Genomic DNA, 15,873 nt, shown 5'->3' with positions numbered 1-15,873 from the left:
TGGGTGGTCGGTGTCACATCCTCTCGGTGCCAACAACTTTTGGAGGCAGTTCATGCAAGATGTAGTAATTGTCGCGGCCACGCGAACCGCTATTGGCAGTTTCGGCGGCACACTCGCGAGTCTCAGCGCCAGCGCCCTCGGCGCCCATGTTATCAGCGGCTTGATGCGCAAGACCGGTCTCAGCCCTGAACAGGTGGATGAGATTATCCTCGGACAGGTACTTGCCGCAGGCAGTGGGCAGAACCCGGCACGTCAGGCGGCGATTCATGGTGGACTCCCCCATGGTGTGCCTGCCCTGACGATCAACAAGGTATGTGGCAGCGGCCTGAAAGCGATTCACCTGGCTGCACAGGCTATTCGCTGTGGCGACGCTGATGTGATCATCGCCGGCGGACAGGAAAACATGAGCGCCTCGGCACATGTTCTACCCAACTCACGCAATGGGGCGCGGATGGGGGATTGGTCGTTGATCGATACCATGATCGTAGACGGCCTCCAGGATGCCTTTCATGCTTACCATATGGGCATCACGGCGGAGAACGTCGCCGAAAAATTTGCCATCGGGCGCGAAGAACAGGATGTCTTCGCCGCGGCTTCACAGCAGAAAGCTGAGGCCGCGATCAAAGCCGGCCGCTTTACCGATGAGATCTTGCCGATCGAAATTCCGCAGCGTAAAGGCGACCCCATCATCTTCGGAACCGACGAATTCCCACGCTTCGGAGCCACGGTAGAGAGCCTCGGCAAACTGCGGCCGGCATTCAAAAAAGACGGCACCGTAACGGCGGGCAACGCTTCCGGGCTGAACGATGGGGCCGCGGCGGTTGTGGTAATGGGCGCCGAGCGGGCGCGCCAACTGGGTCTGGAGCCTCTGGCACGCGTCGCCGCGTACAGCAGCGCTGGTGTTGATCCGGCCATTATGGGTACCGGCCCGATTCCCGCTTCACAGTTGTGCCTGAAAAAGGCGGGCTGGAACGTATCGGATCTGGATCTTGTCGAGGCCAATGAAGCCTTCGCAGCACAGGCCATAGCCGTCAATCGCGGTATGGAGTGGGATCCCGATAAAGTCAACGTCAACGGAGGCGCTATTGCGCTGGGCCATCCCATCGGCGCCTCGGGCTGTCGCGTCTTTGTGACACTGCTCCACGAGATGATCAAACGCGATGCCAAGAAGGGTCTGGCAACGCTGTGCATCGGCGGTGGACAGGGTGTCGCCATTGCCGTCGAGCGTTAATCCCCCAACATCAAGCTAACAAGCAACACAGACGAGGAGTAGCGATATGCAAGGCAAAGTAGCACTGGTTACTGGTGGTATCGGCGGTATAGGCACCGCGGTCTGCATCGAGCTGGCAAAAGGCGGCGCCAAGGTGGCTGCCAACTATTTCCCGGCCGAAGCCGAGAAAGCCCAGGCCTGGCAGGCAAAGATGAAGGCCGATGGCTTTGACATGATGATCGTGCCAGGCGATGTGACGGACGTCGCATCCTGCAAGGCCATGGCCGAGCAGGTCGAAAAACAACTCGGGCCGGTCGACATTCTGGTCAATAATGCGGGTATCACTCGCGACGGCACCTTCAAGAAGATGAGCCCCGAGCAGTGGCACGCTGTCATCGACACCAATCTGAACAGTGTTTACAACGTCACCGCTCAGGTTTGGAATGGAATGCTGGAACGCGGATACGGCCGCATCGTTAACATCTCATCGGTCAACGGTCAGAAAGGTCAATTCGGTCAGGCCAACTACTCGGCGGCGAAGGCCGGTATATACGGCATAACGAAGGCATTGGCTCAGGAGGGTGCCGCCAAAGGCATCACCGTCAACTCCATTTCGCCCGGCTATATCGGTACCGAGATGGTAATGGCGATTCCCGAGAAGGTACGCGAACAGATTGTCGCCCAGATCCCGGTTGGCCGTTTGGGCAAACCGGAAGAAATTGGCCGCGCTGTCGTGTTCCTGGCCGAGGAGAACGGTGGATTTATCACAGGTTCCAATCTCGCCATCAATGGTGGCCAGCACATGTTCTGATTGGAGCGCCGGCCAAAAAAAGGCGCACGCTGGTGCGCCTTTTTTCTCTGCCGGTCCGTTACGTTTGGCCGGCTATGGTAAGTCGATTACGCCCCCCATGTTTTGATGCGTAAAGGGCCTGATCCGAACACTCCAACCATTGCTTGTAATCCTTCATCTCTTCGTCTGCCGGAGCGATACCCAGACTAATCGTAAAGCGGATCTCCTGCCCCTCGTAGGTCACCACCAATTTCTCAACGTTTTTTCGCAATCGTTCTGCGAAAAACACTCCGCCTTCGACATCGGTTGCCGCGAGAATGACACCGAACTCCTCGCCGCCGTAGCGGCCGGCGATGTCGGTAGTACGTATATTTTTGCGCAAAGTATCGGCCATCACCTTCAACACCTCATCACCTGCCTGATGACCGCAGGTGTCATTTATCTTTTTGAAGAAATCGATGTCGAACATAACCAGGGTGCTTTTTGTTCCGTAGCGTTTGAAGCGTTGGAACTCAGCTACCAAGTTCTCTTCCCAGTGCCCGCGATTGTTGAGCCGGGTCAGGCGGTCGGTGCGACTAAGATTGGCCAGTTCCGCATTGGCGAGCTCCAGATCCCTTTTGTGTGAGGCGATATCGGTAACGTCGTAAAGAATTATGCAGATGTGATCGACCTCACCGGTCGCAGATCCCAGCGGATTGAGGGTCACGTTCTGATACATGAACTCCTCGGCGCCTGTAATAGGCCGATAGCTTTTGAAGCGAAACAGAAAGGGGCGCTGCTCCCAAGTGGTAAAAGCCTTCGTTTTAAGAAGAAACACAGACTCCGCCTTGCGCTGAAACCACTCTCTGGACAACTCTGGGAATACCTCGAACAACGTCCGCTCCTGAACGGATTCAGCGCTCTTGCCACTGTGATTCTGCATGAAGCTGTTCCACACGGAAATCCGATACTCGCGATCAATGACGATGAGTCCGACATCGATACTCTGCACCATATCCATCATCCAGTGCAGTTCTCGAATGTCTATTTTATCGCTTTCCATCCCCCATCACTCCAACATAAAAGCGAGTTTTCCATCGACGGTCGGTAGCGAATCCTCGGCGATCAGCAGCAATAGATCGAAACTGATATCGACGTCCTCCAGGGTGTAGCTGATTTCAATCGCCAAAGTCTTGCTCCAACTGCACGCTTTGCCGTCGACCAGGTGGGCCATGTTGACATGCTGCCCGAGGATGACCGGGTGCCCTTGACTGAAACTGACATCCAGCTGCGCGGCTAGACCCTTAACGCAGGCTCCGATCAGGATACTGGCAACGTCCATAACCAATTCCCGTTCCATGGCATCGTCGACTTCGCCTTCGTAATGCATCAAACGCGCAATCTGTTCGAAGTTGGAATCATGGAAGAGCAACAACGCCTCACCCGCAATACCGCCGCCAATAAATCCTTGTGACACCGCAGACACCGAAGCCTCCTCCGTCGTCTGTGCCAGCGCCATTTGCAGCTCGCTCGGCTCAAGCAAATTGACGTTTGGCACTGGAAGAACCACGAATACGCCGAGCAGACGTGCCAGCAGATCGGCGGCTTGCCCCATCGCGACGTTGGCCACCTCTTGATAACAATCCATGATGCCGACAGAGCCGCTGGCCTCGGGGGCCGCGATCGCCACAGCACCTGCTTCGCTGACGATGCCATATTGGGAGAGAATTTCGAATACTTCTTCCTTGACTACCGGTTTCCTGATAAACGCCAACGCCCCCAATTTGCTCGCCCGTTGTTGCGCATCGGGCTGGATATCACCGGAGACCACGATCACCATCGTTGGAAGATCTTCACGGTTGATGGCTTGTAGCGTTTCATACCCATCCATCACGGGCATATTCAGATCGAGAAAGAGCACGTCGCCCTTCCCCTCTTTGATGGCCGCCAACGCCTCCACCCCATTGCTGGCGAAAGAGAGCGCCACGTCCCAACCGTCTGCGAGTGTGCGCGCCATCTGTTTGCGCGCCATGCTGGAGTCGTCGCAAATAAGTACCGCGGTGGTCATGGTTGCCTGAGCTTTGCTTTGTTCGGTGTCAGTTCAAGAGCACGCCGAACCTCGGCCGTCTACCGAGATCCGTTTCGGCGTATTGCCGCCCTTGGAGAAAATTATCCTACCGAGGGATACGATCAGATATCGCGGCGATCCCAAATATCAGCGCCATCGTCCTTGCGTCGCCCCTTCTTCTTGCGCCGAGGTTCTTTCTCCGGTTCGAAACGAACCAGTTCCCGCCGGTCTTCTTGCTTGCGGCGCTGCTCCTTACGACGTTCTTTCCCCTCATAGGGCGCATCGTTATCAGCCACACCAATATCCCCTCTCGAGGTAGCGTTATTGGGTAGTCTAGCATCCTAAACGCGAAAGCGAAGAATCGGTGCGGCGGATCAAACTATTTCCTGGTCAGGTGCAGGGGAGCCACACCCCGAGGGTGGAGTTGGGGACGATCAGGCTCCTCCTCCGTGAGCGGCATCACCCGGGCGAGTGTCTGCAGGCAGCGCGTCGTCAAATGCTGATACTCGGCAGTAGCCTCGACTTTCCATGCCAGCTCGGCGTCGGAGAGCTCGCGCACTATACGACCAGGGACTCCCGCCAAAAGATGCCTGGAGGGTACCTGCGTGCCCGCAGTGACGAGCGCCATGGCCGCAACGATAGCCGATTCACCAACCTGGGCACCATCCATTACGACGGCATTCATACCCACCAGGGCATTGCGCAGCACCGCACACCCATGAAGCACCGAGCCATGGGCAATATGTCCGTTCTCCTCAACCACGGTTTCACCCCCGGGGAAGCCATGAACAATGCAGTTGTCCTGGATATTGCATCCTCTGCCGATTCGAATACGGCCCAGATCCCCCCGCAACGATGCGCCCGGCCCTACATAGGTTCCTGCATCGATGATCACATCACCGATCAAAACGGCGGTAGGATGGACGTAGGCTTGTGGATGCACCACGGGTATGACACCGTCGATGGCGTAGACCTGCAGGATTCCTCCACAATTATCCATCGCCCGCTATCTCCGCTGACGCAGCCAATCCGCAATAGCGGCAGGGATCTCTTTCTGCGCCCGACTACTGACATAGATCCCTATATGCCCGCCATGAAAGGCTGCTACCGTATAGTCATCATTCTCCACACAGTCGCCCAGCGCCAACGAAGCGGCCGGCGGCACCAAGTGATCCTGGGTTGCGTAGATATTGAGTATCGGCATCTTCAAGGCATGGAGATCAATCCGCTTCCCGCCAATCTCCGCCTCGCCTGTCATCAGGCGGTTCTCCTGAAAGAACTGCCTGACGAACTCACGGAATACCTCGCCCGGTTGATCCGGGCTGTCGAAAATCCATTTTTCCATGCGCAGAAAGTTGAGTGCTTTCTCGCGGCTATCGAGAATCTCGACCAGATTCACGTACTTCTGACTGACAAGTCGGAATGGCTTCAGCGCCAGAAAAGCCCAATTGAGCAACTCCCCAGGCACGTTACCGTAGGCTTCGATCAGTTGATCGACGTCGATCGAGCGCATGAAATGCGCCAGCAGGTTTCCTTCGGTACTGAAATCCACCGGAGTCACCATAGTGATCAGGTTGCGCACCCGCTGTGGGTGCATCGCGCTGAAACAAAGGCTGAAAGTACCCCCCTGGCAGATCCCGAGCAGATTGATCGCCTCCAGACTGTGACGTCGACCTATCTGCTCCACACAACGCAACAGATAACCATTGAGGTAATCGTGCAGCGTAAGCAATCGGTCCTCCCGATCAGGGTAACCCCAGTCGACCAAATAGACATCGATACCCGACTCGAGCAGACGCCTGACCAGCGATCGATCCGGCTGCAAGTCCACCATGTAGGGTCGGTTCACCAGCGCGTAAACAATAAGCAACGGCACCGGATGCGGATTGTTCACCAACGGACGATATCGGAATAGTCGCAGTTTGTTCTCGCGATAAACTTCTTCGCGCGGGCTTGTCCCCACATCGATAGTTTCAATCTCTGCAAGATTGTTAAAACCGCGGGTCAGTTGTTGCTGGAAATCACCCAACTCCTTAAGCAATGCCTCATGATCGAAATCGAAGGGTGTGCTGCTCACTTTCCCGCGCCTTTGCGGCTTCGTTTCCGCGTTGAATCAGGTTTCGTGGATTCGGCGAGTTGAGCGCGCACGTCCGCCAGTTCGGCACGCAGCTCCTTGATAGCGCGTTGAGCGCTATCGAGCTCGGCGCGGGTCGGGAGGTTGTTGATCCGGGCGACGGTTTCGAGGGACTCATGCAGGCAGAGCTTGAGCGCAACCGCCGCGTTGACGACCTCGGCCTGCTGTTTGGCAAACTCCGGCGTGCTCACCACCTCTGCATAAGCCTGCTCGGCAGCATCGATCCAGAGATCGTATAGAGTATGCAGATCACGGATCCGTCCACCCATTTCACCCATCTGAATCAGACGCTCGTACAGATAATCAAGCGCCAACACACCCACATCGAGCAATTGCGCGGCATAACAACGCCATGCTTCCTGATACCGTTCCGCGCGCTGCCCCCCCGCCCTGGCACGCAGCTGCCACTCACGGCTGAGCCCCGGCCAATACTCCAACCAATCCTGGTAACTCTGGGCCGCTTCTTGCGGTTTGCCTGCAACAGCCCTCAGGTGTGCCGACCAGTCACCAGGCGCCAGCGTTAGAGCCGATGAGAGTCGCTCCCACATTTCCGCCGGCAATCCCCAAAGCGCGGTCTGCCCGACAGAGACCCCCGACCACTGCCGCAGTTGCTCCTGAATCCTGTCAACAGCGTTGCGCAGCGCCAGTTTCCAATCAGCGCCCTGCTCCTCTTGTTTCTGTATCGTTTCGACAGCACGCAGCAGCTCATGGCTGAGAAAAAGAAAACCCTTGCCCTGATCGATCACGCGGCTGAAAACCTCTTGCGACGTACCCGTTAGCTGCGCACTTCGTCCTTGCCACAGACGTTCCAGGCCATCGGCGCAAAGCTTCCATAGCTGATCGGGTTGCGGTTTCGGTTGCGGCAGCGCCTGACGTGCCATCTGGCTCCAGGCATCCCATGCCTGCTGCTGTGCATGGTCCCAGAAGCGTGCCCAATCTGCAGAACTGCCCTTGTCATCACGGCGGTTCATTTCCGACCTCAATGCGGGGTTTCGGGCGATTTTAGCAGGTTACAGCGAACGCCAGACGGCCATCACCGCCTTGAGCGGCGATCAGGCCTTGGGCAGGGTAACGCCGGTCTGCCCCTGGTATTTGCCACCGCGATCACGGTAGGAGGTCTCGCACACTTCATCGGATTCGAAGAAGAGCACCTGCGCGACTCCCTCATTGGCGTAGATCTTGGCGGGCAGCGGGGTGGTGTTGGAAAACTCCAGGGTAACGTGCCCCTCCCACTCCGGCTCCAGCGGGGTTACGTTGACGATGATGCCACAACGGGCATAGGTCGATTTACCGAGGCATACCGTCAAAACGCTGCGCGGGATGCGAAAGTACTCCACCGTGCGTGCCAGGGCAAAGGAATTGGGTGGAATGATACAGACATCGGACTGCAGATCGACAAAGCTACTCTCATCGAAATTCTTGGGATCGACAATCGCCGAATTGATGTTGGTGAATATTTTGAACTCCCGCGAACAGCGGATATCGTAGCCGTAGCTCGAGGTCCCGTAGGAGATGATCCGGCCAGATCCGTTTTCGCGAATCTGGCCGGGCTCGAAGGGCTCGATCATCCCGTGTTCTTCGGCCATGCGCCGAATCCATCTGTCCGATTTGATACTCATCGCGCCTGCCTGTCCTTTAGTCGTTGGAGACGACGATGCTCGGGAACTTGTGGGTGTAATCACGTGCCTTGAGCGAGAGCTTGGCGGCTGTCTTGCGCGCGATATCACGATAGTACCCGGCAATGACGCTGTCCGGCTCCGCAACCACCGAAGGCTTGCCACTGTCGACCAACTCACGAATAGAGATATCCAACGGTAGTGCACCGAGGAAATCGACGCCGTATTGCTCAGCCATACGCCGCCCACCACCTTCGCCGAAGATGTGCTCTTCGTGACCGCACTTGCTGCACACATGAATACTCATGTTCTCCACGATACCAAGTACCGGCACCTCCACTTTTTCGAACATTTTGAGACCCTTGCGCGCATCAAGCAGGGCGATGTCCTGCGGTGTGGTGACGATCACGGCCCCGCTGACAGGCACTTTCTGCGCCAACGTCAACTGGGTATCACCGGTACCGGGCGGCAGATCGATGACAAGATAATCCAGCGCCTGCCAACTGGTGTCGTTGAGCAACTGTTCCAGCGCCTGAGTCACCATGGGACCGCGCCAGATCATCGGTGTCTCTTCCTCGATCAGGAAACCGATGGACATCGCCTGAATACCGTAACTAACCATCGGCTCGAGGCTTTTGCCATCTTTACTGGTCGGCTGGCCTTTGATCCCCAGCATACGCGGCTGGCTGGGCCCGTAGATATCAGCGTCGAGAATACCCACCTTGGCGCCCTCAGCTTTAAGAGCCAACGCAAGATTGACCGCCACCGTCGATTTTCCAACGCCTCCTTTTCCGGAGGCGACGGCGATGATGTTCTTCACGTTACTGATGGGTGTAACGCCCTTCTGAACCGCGTGGGCGATGATCTTGTGGGCGATCTTGACGTCGACACCACCCACACCCGGCACGCCTTTCTGTACATACTGCGTGACCGTCTTGGACATTTCACTCTTGAAGCCCTCGGCGGGATAGCCCAGCTCGAGCGCAATCGATACCTTGTCGCCATCGATCTGGATATCTTTGACCGACTTTGTCGTAAACAGATCCTTTTCGGTGTTGGGATCGGTGTAGTTCTTGAGCGCTGTTTCAATCTGCTCGCGGGTGATTGCCGCCATCTTCAACCTCCTGGCATGTAAAAAACCCGGCAGGGCCGGGTCAGAATCGAGGGCCGAAGATTCTACAACAGAAAGGCGCCGGACGTCTTCGGATCAAAAGGGGCCGACGGATCTGCACCCCCGTATCGGGCTGCTTCGGCATGAAAGAGGTCCCAGCGTGTCGCATCAGAGGCGCTAACCACTGCATCACGCAGGGTTTTTTCACAACTCGCAAAATGGTGCGTCTGCCAGCAGACCAGAAGATCCTGCAATGCGGCATGATCCACCTTGCGCGAAAGACACGCTTGACGCTGGAAGTCCTGGAGTCGCTTTAAAAACCGCTCACCATCCCCGATCTGCGCCTCACCGACCCCGGCTCCCCCCAATGCTCGACGCTGACGCGCGAAATGGGAGCGACACAAATTCCGCAACTCCTCCAGCATGCGATGTACGACAAAGGACATCGGTTCCCGGTTGAGTACAGAGTGAATATCCGCCAACAGCCCGCGAATACGCTCGTGGTCTTGGTGCACCCACGGCAGATCGTGGGCTTTTTGCTCACTATCAGTCACTGCCTGTTCCCTGCCATCCTTAGTGTGATCATTCATTCCAGGATCCGTGCCCGCCATGGTACAGGAAGCGACATAATAATTAAATTATTTGATATTATAGTTGTGATTTTTCTATGCAAACCATGCCGTGCATGCCCACGCGTGCGCGAATGGTCGTGCCACTGGCTGCGAATGCAGCTTTTATGGTCCGTTGCGGCCTTTGTTGATACTGTATGCACCCGCTTCAACCGCACCCAACTGTAGTAAATACAAAGAGGTAGTCATGCCGCGCCGAATTCTGGTCACCAGCGCCCTCCCCTATGCCAACGGCCCGATCCATATCGGACATCTGGTGGAGTACATTCAGACGGATATCTGGGTGCGGTTCCAGAAAATGCGCGGCCACGAGTGCATTTACGTCTGCGCCGACGATGCCCATGGCACACCCATCATGCTGCGCGCCGAACAAGAGGGAATCACCCCGGAAGCTCTGATCGAACGTATCGGCGCAGAACATCGCCGCGATTTCGCCGACTTCGCGATCGCCTTCGACAATTACCATACTACCCATTCGGAGGAAAACCGTGTCTGCGCGGAGACCATCTACCTGCGCAATCGCGCCGCAGGTCATATCAACACGCGCGTCATCACCCAATTCTACGATCCGGACCGCGCCATGTTCCTGCCCGACCGTTACATCAAGGGCGAGTGCCCGCGCTGCGGAGCAGCCGATCAGTACGGTGACTCCTGCGAAGTATGTGGCGCCACTTATTCGCCGGGCGAACTTAAAAATCCGCGCTCGGTCATCTCGGGTGCGACCCCCATTGAGAAGGAGTCGTTGCACTACTTCTTCAAGCTGGGGGATTTCGAGCAAATGCTCAAAGGCTGGACCCGTTCCGGTCATGTCCAGGAGCAGGTCGCCAACAAGCTGGATGAATGGTTCGAAGCGGGCCTCCGGGAGTGGGACATATCCCGCGACGCGCCTTATTTCGGGTTTCGCATTCCCGATACGGAAGATAAATATTTCTACGTATGGCTCGACGCACCGATTGGGTACATGGCCAGCTTCCGAAACTGGTGCGATCGCCACAGTGTGGATTTCGAGGAGTGGTGGAAACCGGGCAGCGATACCGAGCTTTACCACTTCATTGGTAAAGACATCATCTACTTCCACACCTTGTTCTGGCCCGCCATGCTCCACGGAGCGGGTTTCCGCACCCCATCGGCGGTCTTTGCCCACGGCTTTCTCACCGTTGACGGGGAGAAGATGTCCAAATCCCGCGGCACCTTTATCAAAGCGCGCACCTATCTGGATCATCTCGATCCGGAGTATCTGCGCTACTACTTCGCCGCCAAGCTCAACAGCCGTATCGACGACCTGGATCTGAATCTTCACGACTTCGCACAACGCGTCAACGCCGATCTGGTGGGGAAGGTCGTCAACATCGCCAGCCGCACCGCCGGCTTCATCGCCAAGCGCTTCGCCAACCGCCTCTCACCACGTTGTGCCGAACCCGCCCTGTATGACGAATTCGCACGGGCCGGCGATGCCATCGGCGAATGCTACGAGGCGCGCGAGTACAGCCGGGCGATTCGCGAGATCATGGCGCTCGCCGACCGCGCCAACCAGTACGTTGCGGAGAAAGAACCCTGGGTGCTGGCGAAACAAGGAGACAGCGGCGAGGCGCTGCACGATATCTGCAGCCTGTCGCTGAATCTTTTCCGGGTACTAATGATCTATCTCAAACCGGTTCTGCCCGTGATGGCCGACAAGGTCGAAACTTTCCTCAATATCCCGCCATTGCAGTGGGACGATCGCCACGCACCGTTGCTTGATCACACCATAAACACCTTCAAACCGCTGATGCAGCGGGTCGAGACTGAAAAGGTCGAGGCCATGGTTGCCGCCTCCAAGGAGACCCTGAACCCCAAAGCAGAGGCCGACCCCAAGCAACCTGCCGAACCTGTCGCCGAGATCGTTTCCTTTGACGATTTCGCCAAAGTGGATCTGCGCGTCGCCCGCATCATCAAGGCCGAGGCCGTGGCGGGGGCCGACAAACTGCTGGAATTGACCCTCGATCTGGGCGGCGAGACACGCTGCGTATTCGCGGGCATCAAGGCCGCGTATACCCCGGCAGACCTGGAAGGCAGGCTGACCGTCATGGTCGCCAATCTAGCGCCCCGCAAGATGCGTTTCGGGATTTCGCAGGGCATGGTGTTGGCCGCCGGACCCGGTGGTAAGGAGATCTTCCTGCTCAACCCCGATTCCGGTGCCCAGCCAGGTATGCGAATCAAGTAAGCTGGCTATCCTTCCAGACTACAGCGGTTCCGTCCCGCGTGGGGACGCGGGCAGATCATCCCTTGGGGACATCCAGATTCTGACTCCCCTTCGCCTGAACGAACTTCGTCGCCGTGGGGCTTCATAATTGTTTGATATCAAACTAATATTGTGCTGAACGGGATTCGGATCGCCAGCTGCGAGTGCTGCAATATTTTCCCAGGGTAATCCCCCCATAAATTTTTGTTGCAGCAAAACAAAAGGTTACATTCTTGTTGCAATGCAAAAACGCATGCTAGTATCGAGTCCCACCCGCACCCCGAAGGGCGTGGAAAACAGGTAGATAATGACAGAGTACGCACTCATCCTCGTCAGCACGGTCCTGGTCAATAACTTCGTTTTAGTGAAGTTTTTAGGCCTGTGCCCGTTCATGGGTGTCTCGCGCAAACTGGAGACCGCGACCGGGATGGGCCTGGCCACGACGTTCGTCCTCACGCTCTCTTCTATCTGCAGTTACCTGGTCAACGAATACCTCCTGGTGCCGCTCGATCTGGAGTTCCTGCGCACCATCAGCTTCATCCTGGTAATCGCCGTAGTGGTTCAATTCACCGAGATGGTGGTGCACAAGACCAGCCCCATTCTCTACCAGCTGCTTGGCATTTTCCTGCCGTTGATTACCACCAACTGCGCCGTGCTGGGCGTGGCGCTGTTGAACGTGCAGAAACAACATGATCTGCTGCAATCGGCGATCTACGGTTTTGGTGCCGCAGCCGGTTTTTCGATGGTCCTGGTGCTGTTCGCCGCCATGCGCGAGCGCATCGACGTCGCCGACGTGCCCGTTGCGTTCCAGGGTGCGGCGATCGCCATGGTCACGGCAGGATTGATGTCGCTCGCCTTCATGGGCTTCACCGGGTTGGTGAAAGGGTAACCATGCTGGAGGCCATTATTGCATTGAGTGCTCTCGCCGCCGTGTTCGGCTTGCTGCTCGGTTATGCCGACCTGCGCTTCAAGGTCGAAAGCGACCCGGTGGTGGATCAGATCGACGCGTTGCTTCCTCAGACCCAATGCGGGCAGTGCGGCTTCCCGGGCTGCCGACCCTACGCCGAAGCTATCGCCGGTGAAGAAGCCGCGATCAATCTCTGCCCGCCTGGGGGGGACGCGGCCATGATCGGATTGGCCGACCTGTTGGGCCGCGAACCCGTGGCGCTCGATGAGGCGACCGCGAACCGGGTACCGTCGGTGGCGCGGATCGACGAAGCGCTTTGCGTGGGGTGTACCGCCTGTATCCGCGCCTGCCCGGTGGACGCCATTCTCGGCGCCGCAAAGCAGATGCACACCGTCCTCCCGGACTACTGCACGGGCTGCAAGCTGTGTGTCGAGCCCTGTCCGGTGGACTGCATCTCTATGGAGCCGGTCAATCCAGGCATCGGCGAATGGAAGTGGCCCATGCCTGCCCAACTCGAATCGGCCGGCTAATGTTGCAGCGTCTGTGGAAATTCCGCGGGGGTATCCACCCGCCGGGGCGCAAAGAGCTGAGCCTGAGCCGCCCGCTGGAAACAGCGCGCCTGCCTGCGCGGCTCATTCTGCCGGTCGCGCAGCACATTGGCGCTCCCGCCGAACCCACGGTGCAACCCGGGGACAGTGTACTCAAGGGGCAGATAATCGCTCGCGCCAGCGGCAGTATCAGCGCCCCGATCCACGCACCGACCTCAGGCCGCGTTGTGGAGATTGCACTGCATCCGGTACCGCACCCATCGGGGCTCAACGCCACCTGTATCGTCATCGAACCCGACGGCGCAGAGACCTGGATCAGCCCGCGGCATCCGATTGACGACTTCACCCGACTTACGCCCAAGGAACTACGCCAGCATATCCGCGATGCGGGCATCGTCGGCCTGGGCGGTGCCGCCTTTCCCACCTTCATCAAACTCAATCCCGGTGAGGGCAAGGTGGTTGAAACGCTGATCATCAACGGCGCGGAGTGTGAACCCTACATCACTTCCGACGACATGCTGATGCGTCACTACGCCAGCCAGGTGCTGCAGGGTCTGCTCATCATGCGCCACGCCCTCCAGGCGGGGCGGTGCGTAATCGGCATCGAGGACAATAAACCCGAGGCGTTCCACAGCATGAAAGCGGCTGTTGAAGCGGCGGGCGATCCCCAGATCAGCGTTGTCCGGCTGCCCACTCGCTATCCCACAGGAGGCGAGCGCCAACTTATCAAGGTGCTGACCGGCAAAGAGGTCCCCAGCGGCAAACGTCCGCTGGAGATCGGAGTGGTCTGCCACAACCTTTCCACAGCACGGGCAGTCTACAACGCTATCGCATTGGCTGAGCCGCTGATCTCGCGCATCATCACTGTGACCGGTGAAGGCGTGGCTGAACCGCGGAATCTGGAGGTGCTGTTCGGCACCCCGGTCAGTGATCTCATCGCCCAATGCGGTGGCTACCGTGAAGACGTGACCCGCCTGATACTGGGTGGCCCGATGATGGGCTTTGCGCTCCATAGCGATGCGATCCCGGTGGTGAAGGCGGCCAACTGCGTCCTGGCGGCACGCCGCGACGAACTCGCTTCCGGCAACCCCGTCTTACCCTGCATACGGTGTGGTCGCTGCAGCAAAGCCTGTCCCGCCCATTTACTGCCCCAACAGATGTACTGGCACTCGCGCGCCAAAGATTTCGATCGCGTTCAGGATCACAACCTCTTCGAATGCATCGAATGCGGCTGCTGTTCCTACGTTTGTCCCAGCAACATTCCGCTGGTGCAGTACTTCCGCTTCGCCAAGAACGAGATCTGGGCACAGGAGCGCGAGCAACACTTCATGGAGGAGTCGCGGCGTCGCCACGACGCCAAGCAGGAGCGCATCGACCGCGATAAACGCGAAAAAGAGGAGCGCATGCGCATCATCAAAGAGGCTGCGCTGGCCAAGAAACGCGAAGAAGCGCAGAAGGCCCCCGCCGGTGTGCATAGCGCTGCGCCCCAGGGCAATGTCGCTCAGGGTGCACCGAGCGCCGAGTCGCGCCTGCGCATCACCGAGCTGGAGAAACGTCGCTCCGGCACCGCGCCACCCGATCACGAAGCGCCAGCGCCGCCCGATGAGGAGTCGTCGTAGATGGAGTTCGAAACCGCCACCTCGCCCCATCTGCATTCGCCCAACTCGGTCACTCGCGCCATGGGTGTCGTACTCCTCGCGTTGGTGCCTGGCATCGCCGCGTACTACCTGATCTTCGGGTGGGCCATCCTCATCAAGCTTGCACTCGGGATTACTACCGCTGTGGTTTGCGAGGCAGCTCTGCTCGCTATCCGCCGGCGTCCGCTGTGGCCCTTCCTGAGCGATCTCAGCGCGTTGCTGACTGCGGTTCTGCTGGTGCTGTCGCTCCCGCCGCTGAGCCCCTGGTGGCTCACCGTAGTGGGCATCGCTTTTGCGATTGTCGTCGCCAAGCACCTGTACGGTGGCCTGGGTTATAACCCGTTCAACCCGGCCATGGTCGGTTTCGTGGTGCTGATCATCTCGTTTCCGGTTGAAATGACCCGCTGGATGCCGCCGCAGCTGCTGCTCGAGGTGACCCTCGATTTCCACGACACCCTGGGCATCGTCTTTCTCGGTCTCATGCCTGATGGCATAGCCGTCGACGCCCTGACCATGGCCACACCCCTGGATACGCTCAAGACGCAGCTCGACATGAACCGCAGCGTTGGGGAGATTCTCCAACAACCGGTCTTTGGCAACCTGGGGGGCAAAGGTTGGGAATGGGTCTACGCAGCCTACGCAGCGGGTGGACTCTTCCTGCTGTGGCGCAAGGCAATCGCCTGGCAGATCCCTGCAGGATTGCTGGTCGGGCTGTTGGGGCCAGCGGCCATCCTCCATCTCCTGTATCCCGAGTCCAGTATCTCGCCGCTGGTGCACCTCCTCTCCGGCGCTACTGTACTGGGCGCCTTTTTTATCGCCACCGATCCGGTAACCGCCAGTACTACACCCCGCGGGCGCCTGCTGTTCGGCTTCGGCGTCGGGCTGATCACTTTCCTGATCCGTACCTGGGGCGGTTTCCCGGACGGCATCGCTTTCGGCGTACTGTTGATGAATATGGCCGCGCCGACCATCGACTACTACACCCAACCACGGGTCTTCGGCACCGGGAGGAAGGTGCAATGA

Annotated in this window: 16 protein-coding genes; 7 read left to right on the top strand and 9 right to left on the bottom strand. The window is 58.1% G+C overall.

Going from position 1 to position 15,873, the window contains the following annotated elements; all coding sequences use genetic code 11:
* The first annotated feature begins 52 nt into the window (after positions 1 to 52).
* On the top strand, positions 53 to 1,231 hold the full coding sequence (locus DWQ09_11385) for an acetyl-CoA C-acetyltransferase (protein ID KAA3627761.1): 1,179 nt from the start codon (positions 53 to 55) through the stop codon (positions 1,229 to 1,231).
* A gap of 46 nt (positions 1,232 to 1,277) precedes the next feature.
* Positions 1,278 to 2,021 (top strand): acetoacetyl-CoA reductase, encoded by a 744-nt coding sequence (gene phbB / locus DWQ09_11380; protein KAA3627760.1) that lies wholly within the window; start codon positions 1,278 to 1,280, stop codon positions 2,019 to 2,021.
* Between the two features lie 58 nt (positions 2,022 to 2,079).
* Here the strand turns inward: phbB and DWQ09_11375 are convergent, their stop codons facing one another.
* The 9 genes from DWQ09_11375 to DWQ09_11335 all read right to left on the bottom strand — a co-directional run bounded on the left by DWQ09_11375 (position 2,080) and on the right by DWQ09_11335 (position 9,498).
* A complete protein-coding gene (locus DWQ09_11375; GenBank protein KAA3627759.1) occupies positions 2,080 to 3,042 on the bottom strand; it encodes a diguanylate cyclase in 963 nt (320 codons plus the stop codon).
* 6 nt (positions 3,043 to 3,048) lie between these two features.
* The gene (locus tag DWQ09_11370; protein ID KAA3627758.1) at positions 3,049 to 4,047 is read right to left on the bottom strand and encodes a response regulator; all 999 of its coding nucleotides are present in this window, start codon (positions 4,045 to 4,047) and stop codon (positions 3,049 to 3,051) included.
* A gap of 122 nt (positions 4,048 to 4,169) precedes the next feature.
* Entirely contained in the window at positions 4,170 to 4,349 is a 180-nt protein-coding gene (locus tag DWQ09_11365; GenBank protein KAA3627757.1) for a hypothetical protein, read from the bottom strand.
* Between the two features lie 77 nt (positions 4,350 to 4,426).
* Positions 4,427 to 5,047: a phenylacetic acid degradation protein PaaY gene (locus DWQ09_11360; protein KAA3627756.1), complete on the bottom strand. Its 621-nt coding sequence runs from the start codon at positions 5,045 to 5,047 to the stop codon at positions 4,427 to 4,429.
* A 6-nt stretch (positions 5,048 to 5,053) separates the two neighbouring features.
* The gene (gene phaC / locus DWQ09_11355; protein KAA3627755.1) at positions 5,054 to 6,124 is read right to left on the bottom strand and encodes a class III poly(R)-hydroxyalkanoic acid synthase subunit PhaC; all 1,071 of its coding nucleotides are present in this window, start codon (positions 6,122 to 6,124) and stop codon (positions 5,054 to 5,056) included.
* Positions 6,121 to 7,152, bottom strand: a complete 1,032-nt coding sequence (locus DWQ09_11350) for a hypothetical protein (protein KAA3627754.1) — start codon at positions 7,150 to 7,152, stop codon at positions 6,121 to 6,123. Before DWQ09_11350 ends, phaC begins: the two co-directional genes overlap by 4 nt.
* A gap of 81 nt (positions 7,153 to 7,233) precedes the next feature.
* Positions 7,234 to 7,800 (bottom strand): dCTP deaminase, encoded by a 567-nt coding sequence (locus tag DWQ09_11345; protein ID KAA3627753.1) that lies wholly within the window; start codon positions 7,798 to 7,800, stop codon positions 7,234 to 7,236.
* A 16-nt stretch (positions 7,801 to 7,816) separates the two neighbouring features.
* Positions 7,817 to 8,911 carry an iron-sulfur cluster carrier protein ApbC gene (locus tag DWQ09_11340; protein KAA3627752.1) on the bottom strand — a complete coding sequence of 365 codons (1,095 nt, stop codon included), beginning with the start codon at positions 8,909 to 8,911 and terminating at the stop codon, positions 7,817 to 7,819.
* A gap of 62 nt (positions 8,912 to 8,973) precedes the next feature.
* On the bottom strand, positions 8,974 to 9,498 hold the full coding sequence (locus tag DWQ09_11335) for a hypothetical protein (GenBank protein KAA3627751.1): 525 nt from the start codon (positions 9,496 to 9,498) through the stop codon (positions 8,974 to 8,976).
* 226 nt (positions 9,499 to 9,724) lie between these two features.
* Between DWQ09_11335 and DWQ09_11330 the strand changes: the two genes are divergently transcribed.
* The 5 genes from DWQ09_11330 to DWQ09_11310 all read left to right on the top strand — a co-directional run bounded on the left by DWQ09_11330 (position 9,725) and on the right by DWQ09_11310 (position 15,873).
* The gene (locus DWQ09_11330) at positions 9,725 to 11,740 is read left to right on the top strand and encodes a methionine--tRNA ligase (protein ID KAA3627750.1); all 2,016 of its coding nucleotides are present in this window, start codon (positions 9,725 to 9,727) and stop codon (positions 11,738 to 11,740) included.
* A gap of 325 nt (positions 11,741 to 12,065) precedes the next feature.
* Positions 12,066 to 12,647: an electron transport complex subunit RsxA gene (locus DWQ09_11325; GenBank protein KAA3627749.1), complete on the top strand. Its 582-nt coding sequence runs from the start codon at positions 12,066 to 12,068 to the stop codon at positions 12,645 to 12,647.
* Positions 12,648 to 12,649: 2 nt separating this feature from the next.
* Positions 12,650 to 13,195 (top strand): electron transport complex subunit RsxB, encoded by a 546-nt coding sequence (locus DWQ09_11320; protein ID KAA3627748.1) that lies wholly within the window; start codon positions 12,650 to 12,652, stop codon positions 13,193 to 13,195.
* On the top strand, positions 13,153 to 14,832 hold the full coding sequence (locus DWQ09_11315) for an electron transport complex subunit RsxC (GenBank protein ID KAA3627747.1): 1,680 nt from the start codon (positions 13,153 to 13,155) through the stop codon (positions 14,830 to 14,832). Before DWQ09_11320 ends, DWQ09_11315 begins: the two co-directional genes overlap by 43 nt.
* Entirely contained in the window at positions 14,833 to 15,873 is a 1,041-nt protein-coding gene (locus DWQ09_11310) for an electron transport complex subunit RsxD (GenBank protein ID KAA3627746.1), read from the top strand.

It is taken from the genome of Pseudomonadota bacterium (assembly GCA_008501635.1).
Taxonomy (GTDB): Bacteria; Pseudomonadota; Gammaproteobacteria; order QQUJ01; family QQUJ01; genus QQUJ01.
The sequence above is the reverse complement of the archived record's forward strand: the minus strand, read 5'-3'. Positions and strand labels throughout refer to the sequence as shown.